Raw genomic sequence first — 15,928 nt, 5'->3', positions numbered from 1 at the left:
TCAGCTCCCCTGCAGAGGATCAAAACAACACAATACCTGCACAGGCGGACAAGGCGATTACCAAGAGCGGGTGGAGCTTGTATTTCACAATAGATAGGAAGGCCGCGCCACCGATCAGGAGGGTTGCAAGTGTTGTCCAATTTAGCAGGCTGCCGGGAAGGCGGGGGAAGCCGAGGTGAATCGCAGCATAAATGATAAGCCCGACAATGATCGGACGCAGTCCGTAGAGGGAGTACTGTACCCAGGGCTTGGTATGCAGTTTATAGAAGAATTGTGCCGCCAGCACGATAATGACCAACGATGGCAGAATGATCCCCGTTATGGCAGCGATCGCCCCTGGCATACCAGCGGTATCCAGGCCGATCAGCATCGCGGCATTTACGGCAATGGAGCCGGGAGACATGCCTGCGAGGGCGACAATATGCTGAAAACGCTCCGGAGTAAGCTCACCGTACTGGCTAACCTCATAATGAATCATGGAGATGACCGCATACCCGCCTCCAAATGACGCAAAACCAATTTTCATAAAAATAAGAAACAGCTTCCACAGCAGCACGCCAATTCACCTCTTATCTTAAGTCCATTTCAACATCGGGTCTGTTCGAAGCGAATGGTTAAATATAATACTCTATAATTTCCGCAGACGAGCCTTCGCTAGCCGAGCTTGCCCTCTTTGGTACGAGCGGCAGCCCTAACGCTTTCTTAACGCCTATAATGACATTGCCTGCAATGAGTCCGATCAAGATCAGGTATATCGGATTCAGTCCGGTGAACAGCAGCAGAAGCAGCGAGGCGGCGGCCAGCAGCTTGGTAGGCAGATCGAATAGCGAGGCTTTGCCCATCCTGTAGGCCGCGACGGCAATCAGGCCGATGACGGCGCCGTTGATGCCTTTGAAGGCGGAGATCATTTTCGGCTCGTTTTGCAGCAGGGTATACCCGGCGCTTAAGCCGATCAGGATAAGAAAGGTAGGAAGCGTGATGCCTAGGACCGCCGCCACGGCGCCGGGAATTTTGCCCAGGCGGTACCCAATGAAGACCGATGAATTGATACCCACTCCACCGGGAGCCGCTCCGGCGATGGAGATCATATCGCTGATTTCCCGCTCATCCATCCACTGCTGCTTCTCGACCACTGCATGTTCGATCGTCGATATCATGGCATAGCCCCCTCCAAAGGTAGAAGGCCCGATTTTGAAAAATGTCCAAAATAAATCCCACAGTATGCTCAATTTGCCTATGAGTCCGGTACGCATGCTTCATTCTCTCCCCAATCTGCTTGATGTCACAGCATACTTACGTTTTATTCAGAAAAAACCTAACTCAATTATAACAACTTTTTATCATTATGAGATTAAGATTCCTGCTTTTAATTATGATTTATTCGAAAATATACCCTTATCGATGTAATATAATAGTGATGAGCAGAAAATCTGCATTATTATCATAGTAAACCTATATGTAATAAAAACTTTTTATCGAGTTGAACAAAAGTAGGCGGCTAGATAATTCGAGGGCCAGTAGATATAATGAATGATAGATATCCGATAAGAATAATGCGAATAGACGAGGCGACTCTTTTATGAATAAAATAAGCCAAGCAGCGCTGAACGCAAAAAGGGCGGTATTCGAACGAATTGCCGGGCAGGCTCGCATTTCCAAGGCTGAGCTGCTGCACGAGTTCGGCTTGACCAGCAGCAGCCTGACAAGATTGCTAGACGAGCTGACGAATGAGGGTTGGCTGGCAGAAGCAGGCTTCGGAGAGTCCACGGGCGGAAGAAAGCCAATTCTGTATCAAATCCATGCTAGGCATCAAGTGATTTTTGGGCTGGAAATATCCCGGCTCTACTCCGCACTGGGCTTGTTCGATTTGAATATGAAGGCGCTGTCCTTCTGTCGCTGGACGATGGATGAGACGATGACGCCGGAGAAGCTGGTGCGCTGTGTCGGCGCAGAGATCGACGCCATGCTGCTGGAGAACGGCTTAAGTAAAGATAAGGCAGCAGGAATTGGGGTGGGAGCCGTAGGCCCGTTGGACAGGCATCGCGGGATTATTCTGGAGCCCCGGTATTTTTCCGCTGCGGGCTGGGCCCACGTTCCAATCTGTGAGCAGTTGGAGAAGGAGACGGGCATTCCTGCCACTTTGGAGAATGGAGCGAACACAGCACTGATTGGCGAGCACTGGGCTTTGCGCAGCGAAAACGTTCAGCATATGCTGTACATTCACGCCGGATCAGGGCTGAGATCTGCCATGATGTCCAACGGCGCCTTGGTTCACGGAGCGGTAGATATGGAGGGCTCTATTGGCCAAATGATCATTGAGCCGGATGGGCCGAGGCTGCATCCTGAGGGAAATTACGGGGCGCTGGAGGCTTTTGCTTCTGTACAGGCTTTGGAGAAGCAGGTCAGAGAGCAGCGTAAGATGGGCCGGAAGCCGCTGGCAGGAGCCAAGGATTTTCAGCCGGACGGCATTCATTTCGATATGCTGGTAGAGGCGCTGAACGAGGGAGATCCGTTTATCCGCGAGCTCTTCACGCAATCCGCCGTCTATATGGGGATTGGTCTTGCCAACCTGATCAATATTCTTCACCCCGAGACAGTGATCCTGGGGGGAGCGCTCATCAATGCCCATGGGCTATATTACGATACGGCGATTTCCGTCGCCCAGAAGAACATTTATTATTACCCGGAGTACCAGCCTGTTTTCTCCAAAGGCGTGCTTCAGGAAAATGCCGTGGCCACGGGAGCGGCGGTGATGATCTTTAGGCAGCTGCCGCTTTAAGTATTTTTGAAAAATGATCGCTCAAAGCTTGCGCAAGGCCTGTCTAGTCAGCCAGGAACCCGGAAGCTCAGGCAGTACATTAGACCGGTGCAGATTTCCTTCACATGGAGGTCCTGCATTCCCGGCGGGATCAGATCCACAGGGGCTTGAATGGCGCTGCGGTGCTTATATTGCTTGCCCACGAGGGGGATTCTCTCATAGGTGCCTTTGGCCAATTTCTCGGTTTCGTCGACAATGACCAGCTTCGTCCCCGGCTTGGCAACCCGGATCATTTCCGCAATGGCCCGCTTCTTGTCATTAAAAAAGTTGATCCCCCCAACGTGATACACCACGTCAAAGGCTGCATCCTCAAAGGGCAGCTCCTCGGCGGAGGCATGATAGAGCGAGGCGGAGAGTCCCCACTTTCTTAAGTGTCTTCGGCAGGCCTTCAGCATCCCCATGGATAGATCAAGCCCATGCAGTTCAATGTTTGGCGGTAAGAACGGGAAATTATCTCCTGTTCCGCAGGAGACCTCTAATACCCGGTCGCCTTCCCGTATTTCCAGCTCATCTAGAAACTGCCGCCGATAATTGGCTTCCCCGCCGAACTTCAACCAGAAATAGAGCTTGTTGGACAGGTTGTAGAAGGGGGCAATTTGGTCGTACATTTGCTGATACTTTTTATTGTCGCCGTCAACCATGCTCCACCCGATGAAGCTCTGAATTTCGCTGCCGGATGCGGCAGGCTCGAATTTTGGCTTAATTCTTGTCTTGGCAGGCATATTGCAGATTCCTCCAGATTTTAAAATTTGGAACGTTCACATGAGTTAAGATACAAGCCGGCATTTGGCGTTTAAAGCAGCCTCTTTAACATATTTAAACACATGAAGGAAAAGGGGGAATCCATCTGCGGGGGGATTTGCACTCGGTCAGGAGAAGGAGGAGTAGGGGGGAGAGGGAACGACGGGGATTGTACAGAAATGTTCAATATTTAGCGTTTTTCTGCCGTTCAGGTTGCAGGAAAGCGCTTTTTTGACTATTCTCGTATTGAGACAGGTACTAAGGAGGATGGGACGATGAATTATCGGCAATTGGGAGATACAGAATTACGAGTCAGCGAGCTGAGCTTCGGAACATGGGCGATCGGCGGCAGCTGGGGGCACTCGGATGATCAGGAGGCGCTGCGCGGTCTGGCGACGGCGATGGAGCAGGGCGTTAATTTTTTTGATACAGCAGATGTATACGGTTCAGGGCATGCCGAGGAGCTGCTGGCGAAAGCGACCAAAGGCAAAGAGGATGACATCCATATCGCCACCAAGTTTTGCCGGGCGGGGGATATTCATGACCTCCATACTTATTCCGAGGAATCGGTCCGCGCATACTGCGAAGGCAGTCTGAAGCGGCTGCAGCGCGAGCGCATCGACCTGTACCAAATTCACTGTCCGCCGCTTGCGGTGCTGAAGGATGGCAAGGTGTTCGAGGTGCTGGACAAGCTGAAGGCCGAGGGTAAAATCCGCCACTACGGCGTCAGCGTAGAGACCGTGGAGGAAGGCTTGTTCTGCTTAAGCGTGCCTGGTGTCAAGGCGCTGCAGGTCATCTTCAATATATTCCGCCAGAAGCCGGCGGAGGAGTTATTCGCAGAAGCCAAGGCCGCAGGAGTCGGAATTCTGGCAAGGCTGCCGCTGGCGAGCGGTCTATTGACGGGTAAATTTACGAAGGATACGAAATTTAGCGAGGACGATCACCGGAATTTCAACGCCAACGGGGAGCAATTCAATGTGGGCGAGACGTTTGCGGGCTTGCCTTTTGCCAAAGGCGTGGAGCTGGCTTCCCAGCTGTCCTGGATTGCTGAGGGACGCGGAGATATGGCGCGGGCCTCCATGCGCTGGATTCTCGATCATCCGGAAGTGACCTGCGTTATTCCAGGCTTCAAGAACGTCCGTCAGGTGGAGGATAACCTGGGGACACTGCAGGTTCCGTCGTTCCGTCCCGAGGAATTGGAGCGCCTTCAAGCGTTTTACCGCAGCGAGGTAGCTCAGCATATCCGCGGAGCGTATTAATCCTTTTTAAAAAAGCGATACTTTCGGTCCTCCGGATCGGGGGTATCGTTTTTTTGCCTTATTCGTCCGCTGGATTATGTTACTGCAGGGGTCTATTATTCCGAAAAAATTACAGCAGAGGGATCAAGTCCGCTTCGATTCTGCTTGGCGGGGCCGCAGGGCCGTATCTCTTAACAACCTTCCCTTCGCGGTCGGTGAGAAATTTGGTAAAATTCCATTTGATCCTGCTGGATAGCAGCCCCTTCTGCTGCTGCTTCAAAAATGTGAACAACGCATTCTCCTGCTTCCCGTTGACATCGATCTTGGCGAAAATCGGAAAGGTCACGCCGTAGTTGATTTGGCAAAACTGCGTGGTTTCCTCGATGTTATCGTACTCCTGATTGTTGAATTGATCGCTGGGGAAACCCAGAATGACCAATCCTCGATCCTTGTATTTGCTGTACAGCTCCTGAAGTCCGCCAAATTGAGGGGTAAACCCGCATTTGCTGGCCGTGTTCACGATAATTAAAGGCTGGCCTTCATAATCCTGGAGCGATTTCAGCTTCCCATTCGTCATTTTAACCTGAAAATCATACACGGTATTCACAAATCCTCCTCCTCCTTCATGGTTAAATCGTACCCAATTTTTAATCCTGTACGTTCTAACTCAGTTTAGCAATATCTGCAATAATATACTATCTCACGCTCGGCTCAAGCTCTATAATGCAAGGGAATTTCCCTTGTGTAGGAGCTAAGGAGCAGCATTTATGAACATAACCTCATTTCTCATCTACTGTTTTATAGTTACGTTTACGCCGGGGCCATCCAATATTGTCATCCTAGCGGCGGTTAATCATTATGGAAGGAAAACAACGATAAAATATATCGCCGGGGCCTCCCTTGCATTCTTCCTGCTAGTTGCCGCTTCTGTTATGCTGAATCGTGTGATGGCAGCGAGCTTGCCTCCTTTTTTAACCTTGGTACGGGTGGTCGGCAGCATATTCATGCTCTATCTCGCTTGCCAAATCTATAGAATGGACATATCCAAGGATAGTTCGGCTCAGGCAGTAACCTTTGCTTCCGGCTTCGTGATGCAGCTTGTCAATCCGAAGGTCGTCCTGTTTACGATGACGGTGATTCCGTCTTATGTGATGCCTTACTATACGTCTGGGCTTGTGCTAACTTTTTTTGTCGTCATGGTATCGCTTATCGGGACGGCAGCTTTTGTAACCTGGGCGTTATTCGGTGCTCTTTTTAAGAAATGGATGCAACAATACCAGAAAGCCGCAAATATTATACTAGCCTTGTTTCTGGTCTATTCTGCATTTCTAGTGTCGGGAATCGCTGAATTTATAAAGGGGTGAAGGAAGTGGATCGATTCATATATGGGCAATCGGCCGGGGTTACCGCCTTGTCGGCCAGCATGGCCGATTTTCAATATAAGAAGCATTCTCATGAGGAATACGCTCTGGGCGTAACCTTGCGCGGTATTCAAGAGTACCATCTGGACGGCAGCCTGCAAGCCTCCCGCCAGAACGGGGTGATGCTGTTTAACCCGGAGCAGAATCATGATGGGAGGTCCCAGAATCGGTCGGGAATCGATTATGTCATGATTTATATTCACCCCAAGCTGTTTCTGGAAATACTGGGGAAGAAGGATGCCGTTCTTTTTGATACGCCGATAGTATATCGTGCCGGGCTGCGCAGGAGCATCCTGAAGCTGACGAAGGCGATTTTTGGCGGGGCCCCGGAGGCGTATTGCCACGAGCTGCTGCTTGGGCTGGCGGGCCACTTTTCCGAGGTGGAGCTTCGTCCGGCGGGCCTTCGGGATCTAACATTCGTTCGACAAGCGAAGGAAGTGATTCATGGCCATCTGGCGCATGTGCTGAAGCTCGAGGATGTCTGCGCGCTATTTGGAATGTCGAAATATCAGTTTATCCGCGCTTTCAAAGCAAATACAGGGACATCGCCGTACCAGTATTATTTGAACTGCAAGGTGGAGCGCGCCAAGCAACTGATCGAGAAGCACAGGGATGTCTATCTCGCGGTAGCCGAATACGGCTTTGTCGATTTGGCCCATTTGAACAGGCACTTTAGGAACATTTACGGGACGACAGCTTTTGAGTATATGTCGTATTTAAACTCCTATAAAATGGATTGACAGCATAAAGCAGGCAGGGATATAGTTGTATCGAAAATGATCTGCAATCCGGGAAGTGCATGGCGATTAGGAAATCCGGGGGTTGCATAACGCGAAGGATGGTGCTTATGAAAACTCATGCCTCGGTAGCGGGCAAAATAGCATTAAGCTATATCATGGTCATGATCGTTATGTTGATCGTCTCTCTTGTTTATGCGCTCAAAGGCATGGCCTCAGGGATGAGCCCGAACGATCTGGAACAGGCGCTTGGACAGAACCTGCTGGTGATGTACTTGCAAGTTGCTGTATTCATAGCGAGCTCTTATGCGATGTATGCATGCTTTGAACGGAAGAAGGGCTGGTCGTTCGGCCTGCGGCAGCCGAAGGGAGCAGCGTATGCTCTGCATGGTGCCGTGGCGGGAATTGTTCTTATCTCGGCTTCGGCTGTCCTAATATGGGCTTTCGGCGGAGTTGCCTGGAAGCCTGCCGCTGGGAATCAGGAGACGCTGATCCCTATGCTGAAGGGAGCGCTCCTGTTCGCATGCGTGGCTGTGTCGGAGGAAATCTACTCGCGCGGGTATATTCAGGGGCTGCTGCGTTATCATTACGGAGCGACGGTTGCCATCGCCGTAAGTTCTATTCTGTTTGCGCTTTTACATAGCCTGAACCCAGGCGTATTCGGTTCACCGATTCCTATGGCAAACCTGGTTATGGCTGGCGTCATTATGGCGGTAGCTCGTGAGGTTACCGGCGGATTATGGTGGCCAATTGGACTGCATTTAACCTGGAACTACTTCCAAGGCTACATATACGGCTTTAACGTCTCAGGGACGATACCGGAGGGCTCCCTGCTGCGTACGGTTGATCAGGGGCCGGCCTGGCTGTCCGGAGGAGGTTTTGGCATCGAGGGGAGCATCCTAACCGTCATTCTACTGATTCTTGGCACCATCGCTGTGTACATGTTGTATAGGAACAAGAATAAGAAATTTGATGCGGATTCCGCATCTTCGTTATTGAAGTAAGTTCTGCTTATATTGGCGGGAGGGAAGCGTAGAATGCATGTCTTAAAGCAGCCCTGTTTCTTAGTGAAACAGGACTCGCTGCCCCTTGGAATAGGAGCATTTCCTTGTCCGCGCTTAACCCTTCGGTTATAGTTGAATATAGACGAATACGGTTAGATGAAAGAGGAAGATCATGGCAACGATTCATGATGTAGCACTAAGGGCGGGGGTATCGGTCACGACGGTATCTCGTGTGATGAATAACAGGGGATATATAAGTGAGACCACCCGCAGCAAAGTATTTGCTGCTATGGACGAGCTGGGATACCAGCCGAATGAGATCGCACGCTCCTTGCTTCGCAAGCAGTCGAATATTTTAGGCCTGATTGTGCCTAGCGTATCTCATCCGTTCTTTAGCGAATTGGCGGATCGCATAGAATATTACGCCTATCTGAAAGGCTATAAAGTGCTGCTGTGCAATTCTCAGCTTGATCCTGTCAAGGAACGGGACTACATTGAGATGCTGCGCCGCAACCGGGTAGACGGGATCATTATGGGAAGCCATACGCTGGAGGTCGATGAATACTGCAATCTCCGCTCGCCGATCGTTACGTTTGATCGCCAGATCGGGCAGGATATTCCTTACATCAGCTCGGATAATTATGAAGGAGGCAGGCTGGCGACGGAAAGGCTCATCAGCCAGGGCTGCCGCAAGATTGCCCATATATGCGGGAATTTGCAGCTGGATTTGCTGGCAAATCGCAGGACAGATGCATTCAGGGATGTTGTTAAACAACATGGTGTGGAGCATCTTATTATCCAGACGGATATGAATGTATTTGACCAAGCAAGATATGGGCAGCTGCTTCGCAAGCTATTGATGGAGCACCCCGAGATTGATGGAATATTCGCTACCAGCGATATTATTGGGGCTTTCGCGATAAAAGAATGCGAAATTGCAGGCAAACGAGTGCCAGAGGATGTCAAAGTCGTCGGCTACGACGATGTAAATGCAGCCCGCTGGCTCACGCCGGAGCTGACTACCATCCGTCAGCCGATTGACGAGTTCGGAAGGATGGCGGTAGAAGTGCTTAGCAGGCAGGTAGAAGGAGAGCCGGTGGAAATCGCCAATTCACTGCCTGTGGAATTAATTGTACGAGGTACAGCATAATATTGGTTTTAAACGCGTTCATTGGGCATTATCGAATGAATGCGTTTTTTTGTGCCATCATCATCACGAACCGACCATTCGACAAATTCAGATCAATTATTATAAAATTTATGTCAAACGATTGACATATGTTAAAGGTTTGACATACAATCTTAATTGCAAGCATGCTGCAAGCGATTACATTACGGCAAGTGATTCAAGCGCTTGCCACACCAAACATGAACATTGGTTGCCAGCAACTTAATTAACGGGGGGAAAGCAATGAAACGATGGAATGGGTTGAGCGTGACGGTGATTTTTGTACTTTTGGCAATGATTGTGTCGGCCTGCGGGGGGAGCGGCGGCAATTCCGGCAGCGGTGAGACGGGCGCTAACGGAGCTAACGCGTCGGGCAAAGCCGTTAAAATCTCTCTGCTGAATTCAAAAGGTGAAATCCAGACCCAGCTCGAAGAAGCAGCGAAGGTGTTCCACGAGGATAATCCGGATATCACCCTGGAAATCATGGCTGCTCCGGCAGGCACCTCTCCATTCGAGCGGGCTTCCACTTTGTATGCCTCGGGAAATCCGCCAACGATGATGATGCTTGATACAGGGGATGTGGAGAAGTTTAAAGATCGGATTCTTGATTTGAGCGAGGAGAAGTGGAATGCGGATGCCGTCGAGAATGCGACGAATCTGACGACATTCGACGGCAAGAACTATGGCTTCCCGTTAGCGATCGAAGGCTATGGCTTCATTTACAACAAAGCCGTCCTTGATGAAGCGGTGGGCGGCAGCTTCGATCCGTCTACGGTGAAGACCAGAGATGATCTGGAAAATTTGTTTAAGCAGATTGAAGCGTCCGGCAAAAAGGCGCTGATCATCTCTCCAATGGATTGGTCGCTCGGCGCCCACTTCCTGCCCTTGGCTTATGCCGGACAGAATAAGGATATGGCCGAAGTGAACCAATTCATGGATTCACTGAAGGCGGGTACAGAGGATCTCTCGGGTAATGCCGTACTGAATGGCCTGTTGGATACGTTCGATATGATGAAACAATACAATATCGACAAGAAGTCTCCATTAGCCGGTGTATATGAGCGCGGCCCTGAAGTGCTCGGCAAAGGCGAGGTGGGCATTTGGTTCCAAGGCAACTGGGCCTGGCCGCAAATACAAGATTTCGACACCGCAAACGGAGCTTACGGCTTCCTGCCCGTACCGATTAGCAATAACCCGGATGACTACGGCAATCAGGAGATTTCATCAGCGGTCTCCAAGCGGATCATTGTAGACAAAGAGAAGAGTACGCCTGAACAGCAGGAAGCGGCGAAGAAATTCCTGAATTGGATCGTATACGAGGAGAAGGGCCAGGACTTCCTGGTTAACCAAGCAAGCATTATTCCGGCGTTTAAGAATATTACAATCCCAGCTGCTGATCCGCTCGGCCAGTCTATTCAGGATTACATCGCCAGAGGCAAATCCCAAGAGTCCATGAGTAATCTTCCTGCGGATCACTGGGCCAAGGTCGGAGCTTCGATGCAGAAATATTTAAATGATTCCGGCGATCGGGCTACATTGATTAAAGAAATCGAAGAGTACTGGACAAGCGTGAAGTAATCTATTTACATCAGATGACAAGATGATAGTGATGGGTAAGAGCACATGTATCGTGTATCTTATCCATCGCTTTCTTCACAATGACAGAGGAAAAGAGGAATCGTTATGATCAAAGAAAAGGAATGGTGGCCACGGCTTCGGACGAGATTGCTGTTTACCGGTCCGACCTTATTCGCTTTTCTTACCGTAATGATCGTTCCATTTATTTATGGTATTTATCTGACCTTCACGAATTGGGACGGCATCGCGACGACACATACGCTAGTAGGGTTCGAAAATTATGGAAAAGTGTTTCAAGACGAGGTCTTCTGGAAGTCCTTCGGATTAACGCTGAAATATGTATTATTTACCGTCATCCTGGTCAACACCGTTGCCTTTCTATTAGCCTTCGGACTAACGAGAGGGTTGAAAGGCCAGAATATATTCCGGGCCGGGTTCTTCATCCCGAATCTGGTCGGCGGCATCGTGCTCGGTCTGATCTGGCAGTTTATTTTCTCAAATGTTCTGGTATTCATAGGAGAGAAGGCGGGAATTCCGCTATTCAGCACATCTTGGCTGGCTGATCCGCAGAAAGCCTTCTGGGCTCTTATCATTGTGACGATTTGGCAGTACGCCGGGTATATGATGGTCATTTATATCGCTGGGCTTATGAGCGTGCCTAACGATATCTTGGAGGCAGCGAGCATCGATGGCGCCAATGGCTGGACGAAGCTGCGGACGATGACTTTACCGCTGATGGTTCCTTCGTTTATCGTTTGTATATTTTTGACGCTGCAGCGCGGCTTTATGGTCTATGACGTCAACCTGTCGCTGACGAAGGGCGGCCCCTTCAAGAGCACGGAAATGGTGTCGATGCATGTCTATGAAAAAGCGTTCCTCTCCCGTGATTACGGCCTAGGGCAAGCGGAGGCGCTAGTGCTCTTCCTTCTGGTCGCAGTGATTACACTGCTTCAGGTGTATTTTGGGAAGAAGATGGAGGTAGAGGCTTAATGGACACGGCTCGTAAAGGATTCGCTGGAGTATGGCTAAAAACGATTGGACTAGCTCTAGTGCTTGCACTATTTATTTTTCCATTTATCTTTCTGCTAATTAACTCGTTCAAGGCCAATACGGCAATTACTTCAAATCCGCTATCCCTGCCGCAGAGCCTGGATTGGACGAACTATCGCAACGCATTTGAGAAAATGAGTTATACCGCTTCATTCATGAATTCGTTGACCGTAACTATTCTAGGCGTAGCGTTAATTTCGCTGTTTGCCGCGATGACGGCGCATTACTTCGTGCGCAATCAGACTAAATTTAACCAGTATACCTTTATGATGATGGTTGCTGCGATGATTATTCCCTTCCAGGCGATTATGATTCCACTGGTCAAAATATATGGAACGCTAAACATGCTGGATAACAAGTGGGCTCTCATCTACATGTATTTAGGATTTGGAAGCCCGCTGGCGGTGTTCATCTATCATGGATTCGTAAAGGGCGTACCTGCCGAATTGGAGGAGGCGGCTTTGATCGACGGCTGCACGCGCACGCAAACATTTTTTCGGATCGTATTCCCTGTGCTGGCGCCGACAACCGCGACCATTTCAATCTTGAACGTGTTGTGGATCTGGAACGACTTTCTTCTGCCGTCCCTTATCCTTGTATCTCCGCATAATCGGACACTCCCGCTGTCGACGTTCAGCTTCTACGGGACGTATTCCGTGGATTACGGGCCATTGATGGCCGGATTGGTGCTTACCATATTACCGGTCATGCTCGTCTATCTATTCGCACAGAGATATATCATTCAAGGGGTTATGCAGGGCTCTATTAAATAAAGGATTTGTATGGGAGGAACTATGACTACTCAGAGGACGTATACATTAAATCGCGCTAACGAGTTCATCAGGGATTCGAAGCATCTGTTGAAGGACGATTACCGCTTGAACTACCACCTGATGGCGGAATTCGGCTGGATGAATGATCCGAATGGATTTATTCATTATAATGGGGAATACCACCTGTTCTATCAACACTATCCCTATAAACCGGTATGGGGACCGATGCACTGGGGCCATGCCGTCAGCCGGGATCTTGTCAACTGGAGGCATCTCCCTGTGGCGTTAGCACCGGATGAAGAATACGACCGTGACGGTTGTTTCTCCGGCAGCGCGATTGCTAAAGAGGGCAAGCTTGCTCTTCTGTATACGGGACATGTGGTGACCGGTCCGAACCAGGATCAGGACTATGAGCAGGTTCAGGCACTGGCGATCTCGGAGGATGGGGTGAATTTCCGCAAATACGAAGGCAACCCGATCATCGGCCTTGATCAAATTCCGGAAGGTGTGAGCCGCAAGGACTTCCGCGATCCTAAGGTCATGGAGTACAATAACCAGTACTATATGGTTTTAGGCTCGAATGATGCACAGGGCAACGGGCTTGTACTGCTGTACCGCTCCAAGGACTTGCTGAACTGGACGTTTGTTAACATCTTGGCCAAAAGCGATGGTACCCTCGGCGACAACTGGGAATGTCCGGATTTGTTCCTGCTGGGGGATAAAGCTATTCTGATGATGTCGCCGCAGCGCATGCCGGCGCAGGGCGAGCAATACAACAATCTTCATTCCAACATGTATATGGTGGGCGAATTCGACGCCGAAGCCGGGACCTTTGCGTTCGAGCGTTACGCTCAGGTCGATCATGGCTTCGACTTCTATGCGCCTCAGTCCACGGTGGATGACCGGGGAAGACGCATCGTGATCGGCTGGATGGATATGTGGGAGCAGGACATGCCAACCCAGCAAGGCCACCATTGGGCAGGCGCGATGAGCTTGCCGCGCGTTGCGGAGCTGGATGGCGGCCGCATTTTGTTCAGGCCTGTGGAAGAGATTGAGTCGAGGCGCAGCAACGCCTATGAGCAGGTGAATATTGAGCTGAGCGGGGAGAGAGAATTAGCGATCTCCGGCGACAGCTACGAGCTGCAAATCGAGTTCGAAGCTGGGAACGCTGGGGAATTTGGCCTGAAGCTTCGAACAGATGAAGCAGGTCAAGAAGAGACGGTTATAGCTTATCATCAGGAAGAAGGAATGCTGCTGCTCGATCGGGAGCGGGCAGGCATCGGACCGGGCGGCCAGCGTAAAGCGGCTGTGCCTCTTCAGGAGGGTAAGCTGTCGCTGCGAATTTTCGTGGATAAATCCTCGGTGGAGGTATTCGCTGGGGATGGAGAAGTGGTGATGACTGCACGGATTTATCCAAACGCTGATTCCCAGGGCATTAAGCTGTTCTCGACAGGCGACAGCAAAGTAACGAGGCTGCGAAAATGGGATATTCACCCGGTTTAGAGTAGACATAGAAGGGGGCACATGCAAATGGCGACGGTGTACACAATTGGAGAAGCTTTAATCGACTTTATTCCAGCGAGGAAGGGAGTGGAGCTGAAGCAAGTGGAGAGCTTCACGAAGGCAGCGGGCGGAGCTCCGGCTAATGTAGCGTGCGCGGTAGCCAAGCTTGGCGGCCGTGCGGCGTTTATCGGCAAGCTGGGAGCTGACGCCTTCGGCGACTTTCTCGTGGAGAAAATGGAGGGAAGCGGCGTTGACGTATCGCGGGTTCTGCGCACGAGCGAAGCGAACACGGCGCTGGCGTTCGTCAGCCTCAAGGAGGACGGTGACCGTGATTTCTCCTTCTACCGCAACCCGAGCGCCGATATGCTGCTGCATGAGAACGAGATTGGCGGCGGCTGGTTCACGGCTGGAGACCTCCTTCACTTCTGCTCCGTGGACTTGATCGAGGCTCCAGTGAAATATGCTCATCATAAAGCGATTGAGCTGGCCAGGCAAGCGGGCGCGGTTATCAGCTTTGATCCCAATGTCCGACTGCCTCTCTGGCCGGATGCAGAGTCCTGTCGCCGTGCGATCCATGAGTTTCTTCCGTTAAGCCATATCGTGAAGATCAGCGATGAGGAGCTGTCCTTCATTACGGGATATGAGGACGAGAAGGAAGCGATTGGCTCGCTGTTCGTTGGAGATGTGCAGCATGTGATTTATACGCGCGGTGCGGCTGGTGCAGCCTGGTTCTCGCGTGATGGCCTGGAGGTATCTATGCCTGGAAACCGTGTGGAGGTGGCCGATACGACGGGAGCTGGCGACTCGTTCATCGGAGCTGTGCTGTATCAAGCGCATTCGGCGCCGCAGCCCCTAGAGCAGCTGAATCGCGAACGCATAGAGGAAGTGCTCAGGTTCGCCAATGCAGCCGCAGCGCTTACCGCGAGCCGTCCCGGAGCGATTGATGCGCTTCCAGCATTGCCGGATGTTGAAGCGTTTCTCCGCGGGGAGTAACACTAATACTTATATAGCTTATACAGACCCTGACCTAAGAGGCAGGGTCTGTATAGGTTAATCTGCAGCTTTTCAGTGCGTTCAACATGCTTCTGTAGAGATCTGTTAAAACTTTCATCTATATCCAACACATTTTAATGTGAATTCAGCTAACATCAATCCAATCAAATTTATTCAAGTTGATCTTTAGCTGACATCAATCCATTCAAATGTTTCTAAGGCGATTTCCAATCATATAGAATCCGCCCAACATGTTCTCCAAGACGATCTAATGAAACTGAACGTCGATCCTTTTCTTGTTATCGCCAGAGGCTTTGGGCATGCGGATTTCTAGGACGCCATTCTTATAGGTGGCGGTAACACCCTCGGCAGATACGGCAGCCGGCAGACTGACGGAGCGTTGAAAACGCCCCACAAACCGCTCCTGCCGATGGATCTGCTCCTCTTTAACCTCATGGACCTTATTGACTGTTCCGCCGATCGTGAGAACATTATTGTCGATGCTGATGTTTACATCCTCTTTCTTCTCCAGACCGGGAATGTCGCAAGCCGCAACTACCTCGCGGTCGGTCTCGTAGATGTCGATATTCAATTGGCCGAATCTCGCTGCCGTCTCTGACTTGAGAAATGGAAGCTCCTCGGAGAAGAAGCGGTCGATATCGCGTCGCATATTGCTAAGCTGGTGGAAAGGGTCATACGGAATCAAGGGCATGGCTCCAATACCTCCTAATATAATTTGGATTTATTATTAGGTTAGCCCTGGAGAATTATTCCCGCAGCGAGGCTATGCCAGCTGCAATGGGGAGAGTAATCAGCCAAAAGCTTGAGATAAACAGACAACTGCACTGAAATATAGTATAATAGTCCGTTGAAATTGTAATTGTATGCGCATGCTACGATGCCC

At 50.5% G+C, this 15,928-nt stretch carries 16 protein-coding genes; 11 read left to right on the top strand and 5 right to left on the bottom strand.

What is annotated here, in order from left to right:
- Positions 1-19: 19 nt before the first annotated feature.
- On the bottom strand, positions 20-556 hold the full coding sequence (locus BN2762_RS10790; protein WP_083484870.1) for a chromate transporter: 537 nt from the start codon (positions 554-556) through the stop codon (positions 20-22).
- A 58-nt stretch (positions 557-614) separates the two neighbouring features.
- Entirely contained in the window at positions 615-1,253 is a 639-nt protein-coding gene (locus BN2762_RS10785; RefSeq protein ID WP_055107008.1) for a chromate transporter, read from the bottom strand.
- Positions 1,254-1,579: 326 nt separating this feature from the next.
- On the opposite strand from BN2762_RS10785, the gene BN2762_RS10780 reads away from it, so the two are divergent.
- Positions 1,580-2,779, top strand: a complete 1,200-nt coding sequence (locus BN2762_RS10780; protein ID WP_055107007.1) for an ROK family protein — start codon at positions 1,580-1,582, stop codon at positions 2,777-2,779.
- 47 nt (positions 2,780-2,826) lie between these two features.
- Here the strand turns inward: BN2762_RS10780 and BN2762_RS10775 are convergent, their stop codons facing one another.
- On the bottom strand, positions 2,827-3,540 hold the full coding sequence (locus tag BN2762_RS10775) for a class I SAM-dependent methyltransferase (RefSeq protein ID WP_055107006.1): 714 nt from the start codon (positions 3,538-3,540) through the stop codon (positions 2,827-2,829).
- Between the two features lie 294 nt (positions 3,541-3,834).
- Here BN2762_RS10775 and BN2762_RS10770 point away from each other — a divergent pair, with 294 nt between their 5' ends.
- A complete protein-coding gene (locus tag BN2762_RS10770) occupies positions 3,835-4,818 on the top strand; it encodes an aldo/keto reductase (RefSeq protein ID WP_055107005.1) in 984 nt (327 codons plus the stop codon).
- A 109-nt stretch (positions 4,819-4,927) separates the two neighbouring features.
- Here BN2762_RS10770 and BN2762_RS10765 read toward each other — a convergent pair whose 3' ends face one another.
- On the bottom strand, positions 4,928-5,404 hold the full coding sequence (locus BN2762_RS10765; protein ID WP_055107004.1) for a glutathione peroxidase: 477 nt from the start codon (positions 5,402-5,404) through the stop codon (positions 4,928-4,930).
- 160 nt (positions 5,405-5,564) lie between these two features.
- Between BN2762_RS10765 and BN2762_RS10760 the strand changes: the two genes are divergently transcribed.
- The 9 genes from BN2762_RS10760 (at position 5,565) to BN2762_RS10720 (ending at position 15,024) form a co-directional block, all read left to right on the top strand.
- Positions 5,565-6,161, top strand: a complete 597-nt coding sequence (locus tag BN2762_RS10760) for a LysE family transporter (protein WP_055107003.1) — start codon at positions 5,565-5,567, stop codon at positions 6,159-6,161.
- A 5-nt stretch (positions 6,162-6,166) separates the two neighbouring features.
- Positions 6,167-6,958: an AraC family transcriptional regulator gene (locus tag BN2762_RS10755; RefSeq protein WP_055107002.1), complete on the top strand. Its 792-nt coding sequence runs from the start codon at positions 6,167-6,169 to the stop codon at positions 6,956-6,958.
- A gap of 107 nt (positions 6,959-7,065) precedes the next feature.
- Positions 7,066-7,959, top strand: a complete 894-nt coding sequence (locus BN2762_RS10750) for a CPBP family intramembrane glutamic endopeptidase (RefSeq protein WP_055107001.1) — start codon at positions 7,066-7,068, stop codon at positions 7,957-7,959.
- Between the two features lie 172 nt (positions 7,960-8,131).
- A complete protein-coding gene (locus tag BN2762_RS10745; protein WP_055107000.1) occupies positions 8,132-9,109 on the top strand; it encodes a LacI family DNA-binding transcriptional regulator in 978 nt (325 codons plus the stop codon).
- Between the two features lie 261 nt (positions 9,110-9,370).
- A complete protein-coding gene (locus BN2762_RS10740; protein ID WP_055106999.1) occupies positions 9,371-10,705 on the top strand; it encodes an ABC transporter substrate-binding protein in 1,335 nt (444 codons plus the stop codon).
- 105 nt (positions 10,706-10,810) lie between these two features.
- A complete protein-coding gene (locus tag BN2762_RS10735; protein WP_055106998.1) occupies positions 10,811-11,695 on the top strand; it encodes a carbohydrate ABC transporter permease in 885 nt (294 codons plus the stop codon).
- The gene (locus BN2762_RS10730; protein WP_055106997.1) at positions 11,695-12,528 is read left to right on the top strand and encodes a carbohydrate ABC transporter permease; all 834 of its coding nucleotides are present in this window, start codon (positions 11,695-11,697) and stop codon (positions 12,526-12,528) included. The genes BN2762_RS10735 and BN2762_RS10730 overlap by 1 nt, the downstream gene beginning before the upstream one ends.
- Before the next feature lie 21 nt (positions 12,529-12,549).
- Positions 12,550-14,031, top strand: a complete 1,482-nt coding sequence (locus tag BN2762_RS10725) for a glycoside hydrolase family 32 protein (RefSeq protein WP_074048616.1) — start codon at positions 12,550-12,552, stop codon at positions 14,029-14,031.
- A 27-nt stretch (positions 14,032-14,058) separates the two neighbouring features.
- On the top strand, positions 14,059-15,024 hold the full coding sequence (locus BN2762_RS10720; RefSeq protein WP_055106996.1) for a carbohydrate kinase family protein: 966 nt from the start codon (positions 14,059-14,061) through the stop codon (positions 15,022-15,024).
- 268 nt (positions 15,025-15,292) lie between these two features.
- Here the strand turns inward: BN2762_RS10720 and BN2762_RS10715 are convergent, their stop codons facing one another.
- Positions 15,293-15,736, bottom strand: coding sequence for an Hsp20/alpha crystallin family protein (locus tag BN2762_RS10715; RefSeq protein WP_055106995.1), 444 nt, complete (start codon positions 15,734-15,736; stop codon positions 15,293-15,295).
- Positions 15,737-15,928 lie beyond the last annotated feature (192 nt).

Source organism: Paenibacillus ihumii (assembly GCF_001403875.1).
Lineage (GTDB): Bacteria > Bacillota > Bacilli > Paenibacillales > Paenibacillaceae > Fontibacillus > Fontibacillus ihumii.
The sequence above is the reverse complement of the archived record's forward strand: the minus strand, read 5'-3'. Positions and strand labels throughout refer to the sequence as shown.

Bases quoted from the DNA above. Each gene is read 5' to 3' on its own strand.
- BN2762_RS10785 (WP_055107008.1), bottom strand. From the start codon at position 1,253: ATGCGTACCGGACTCATAGGCAAATTGAGCATACTGTGGGATTTATTT.
- BN2762_RS10780 (WP_055107007.1), top strand. From the start codon at position 1,580: ATGAATAAAATAAGCCAAGCAGCGCTGAACGCAAAAAGGGCGGTATTC.
- BN2762_RS10775 (WP_055107006.1), bottom strand. From the start codon at position 3,540: ATGCCTGCCAAGACAAGAATTAAGCCAAAATTCGAGCCTGCCGCATCC.
- BN2762_RS10770 (WP_055107005.1), top strand. From the start codon at position 3,835: ATGAATTATCGGCAATTGGGAGATACAGAATTACGAGTCAGCGAGCTG.
- BN2762_RS10760 (WP_055107003.1), top strand. From the start codon at position 5,565: ATGAACATAACCTCATTTCTCATCTACTGTTTTATAGTTACGTTTACG.
- BN2762_RS10750 (WP_055107001.1), top strand. From the start codon at position 7,066: ATGAAAACTCATGCCTCGGTAGCGGGCAAAATAGCATTAAGCTATATC.
- BN2762_RS10745 (WP_055107000.1), top strand. From the start codon at position 8,132: ATGGCAACGATTCATGATGTAGCACTAAGGGCGGGGGTATCGGTCACG.
- BN2762_RS10740 (WP_055106999.1), top strand. From the start codon at position 9,371: ATGAAACGATGGAATGGGTTGAGCGTGACGGTGATTTTTGTACTTTTG.
- BN2762_RS10735 (WP_055106998.1), top strand. From the start codon at position 10,811: ATGATCAAAGAAAAGGAATGGTGGCCACGGCTTCGGACGAGATTGCTG.
- BN2762_RS10730 (WP_055106997.1), top strand. From the start codon at position 11,695: ATGGACACGGCTCGTAAAGGATTCGCTGGAGTATGGCTAAAAACGATT.
- BN2762_RS10725 (WP_074048616.1), top strand. From the start codon at position 12,550: ATGACTACTCAGAGGACGTATACATTAAATCGCGCTAACGAGTTCATC.
- BN2762_RS10720 (WP_055106996.1), top strand. From the start codon at position 14,059: ATGGCGACGGTGTACACAATTGGAGAAGCTTTAATCGACTTTATTCCA.
- BN2762_RS10715 (WP_055106995.1), bottom strand. From the start codon at position 15,736: ATGCCCTTGATTCCGTATGACCCTTTCCACCAGCTTAGCAATATGCGA.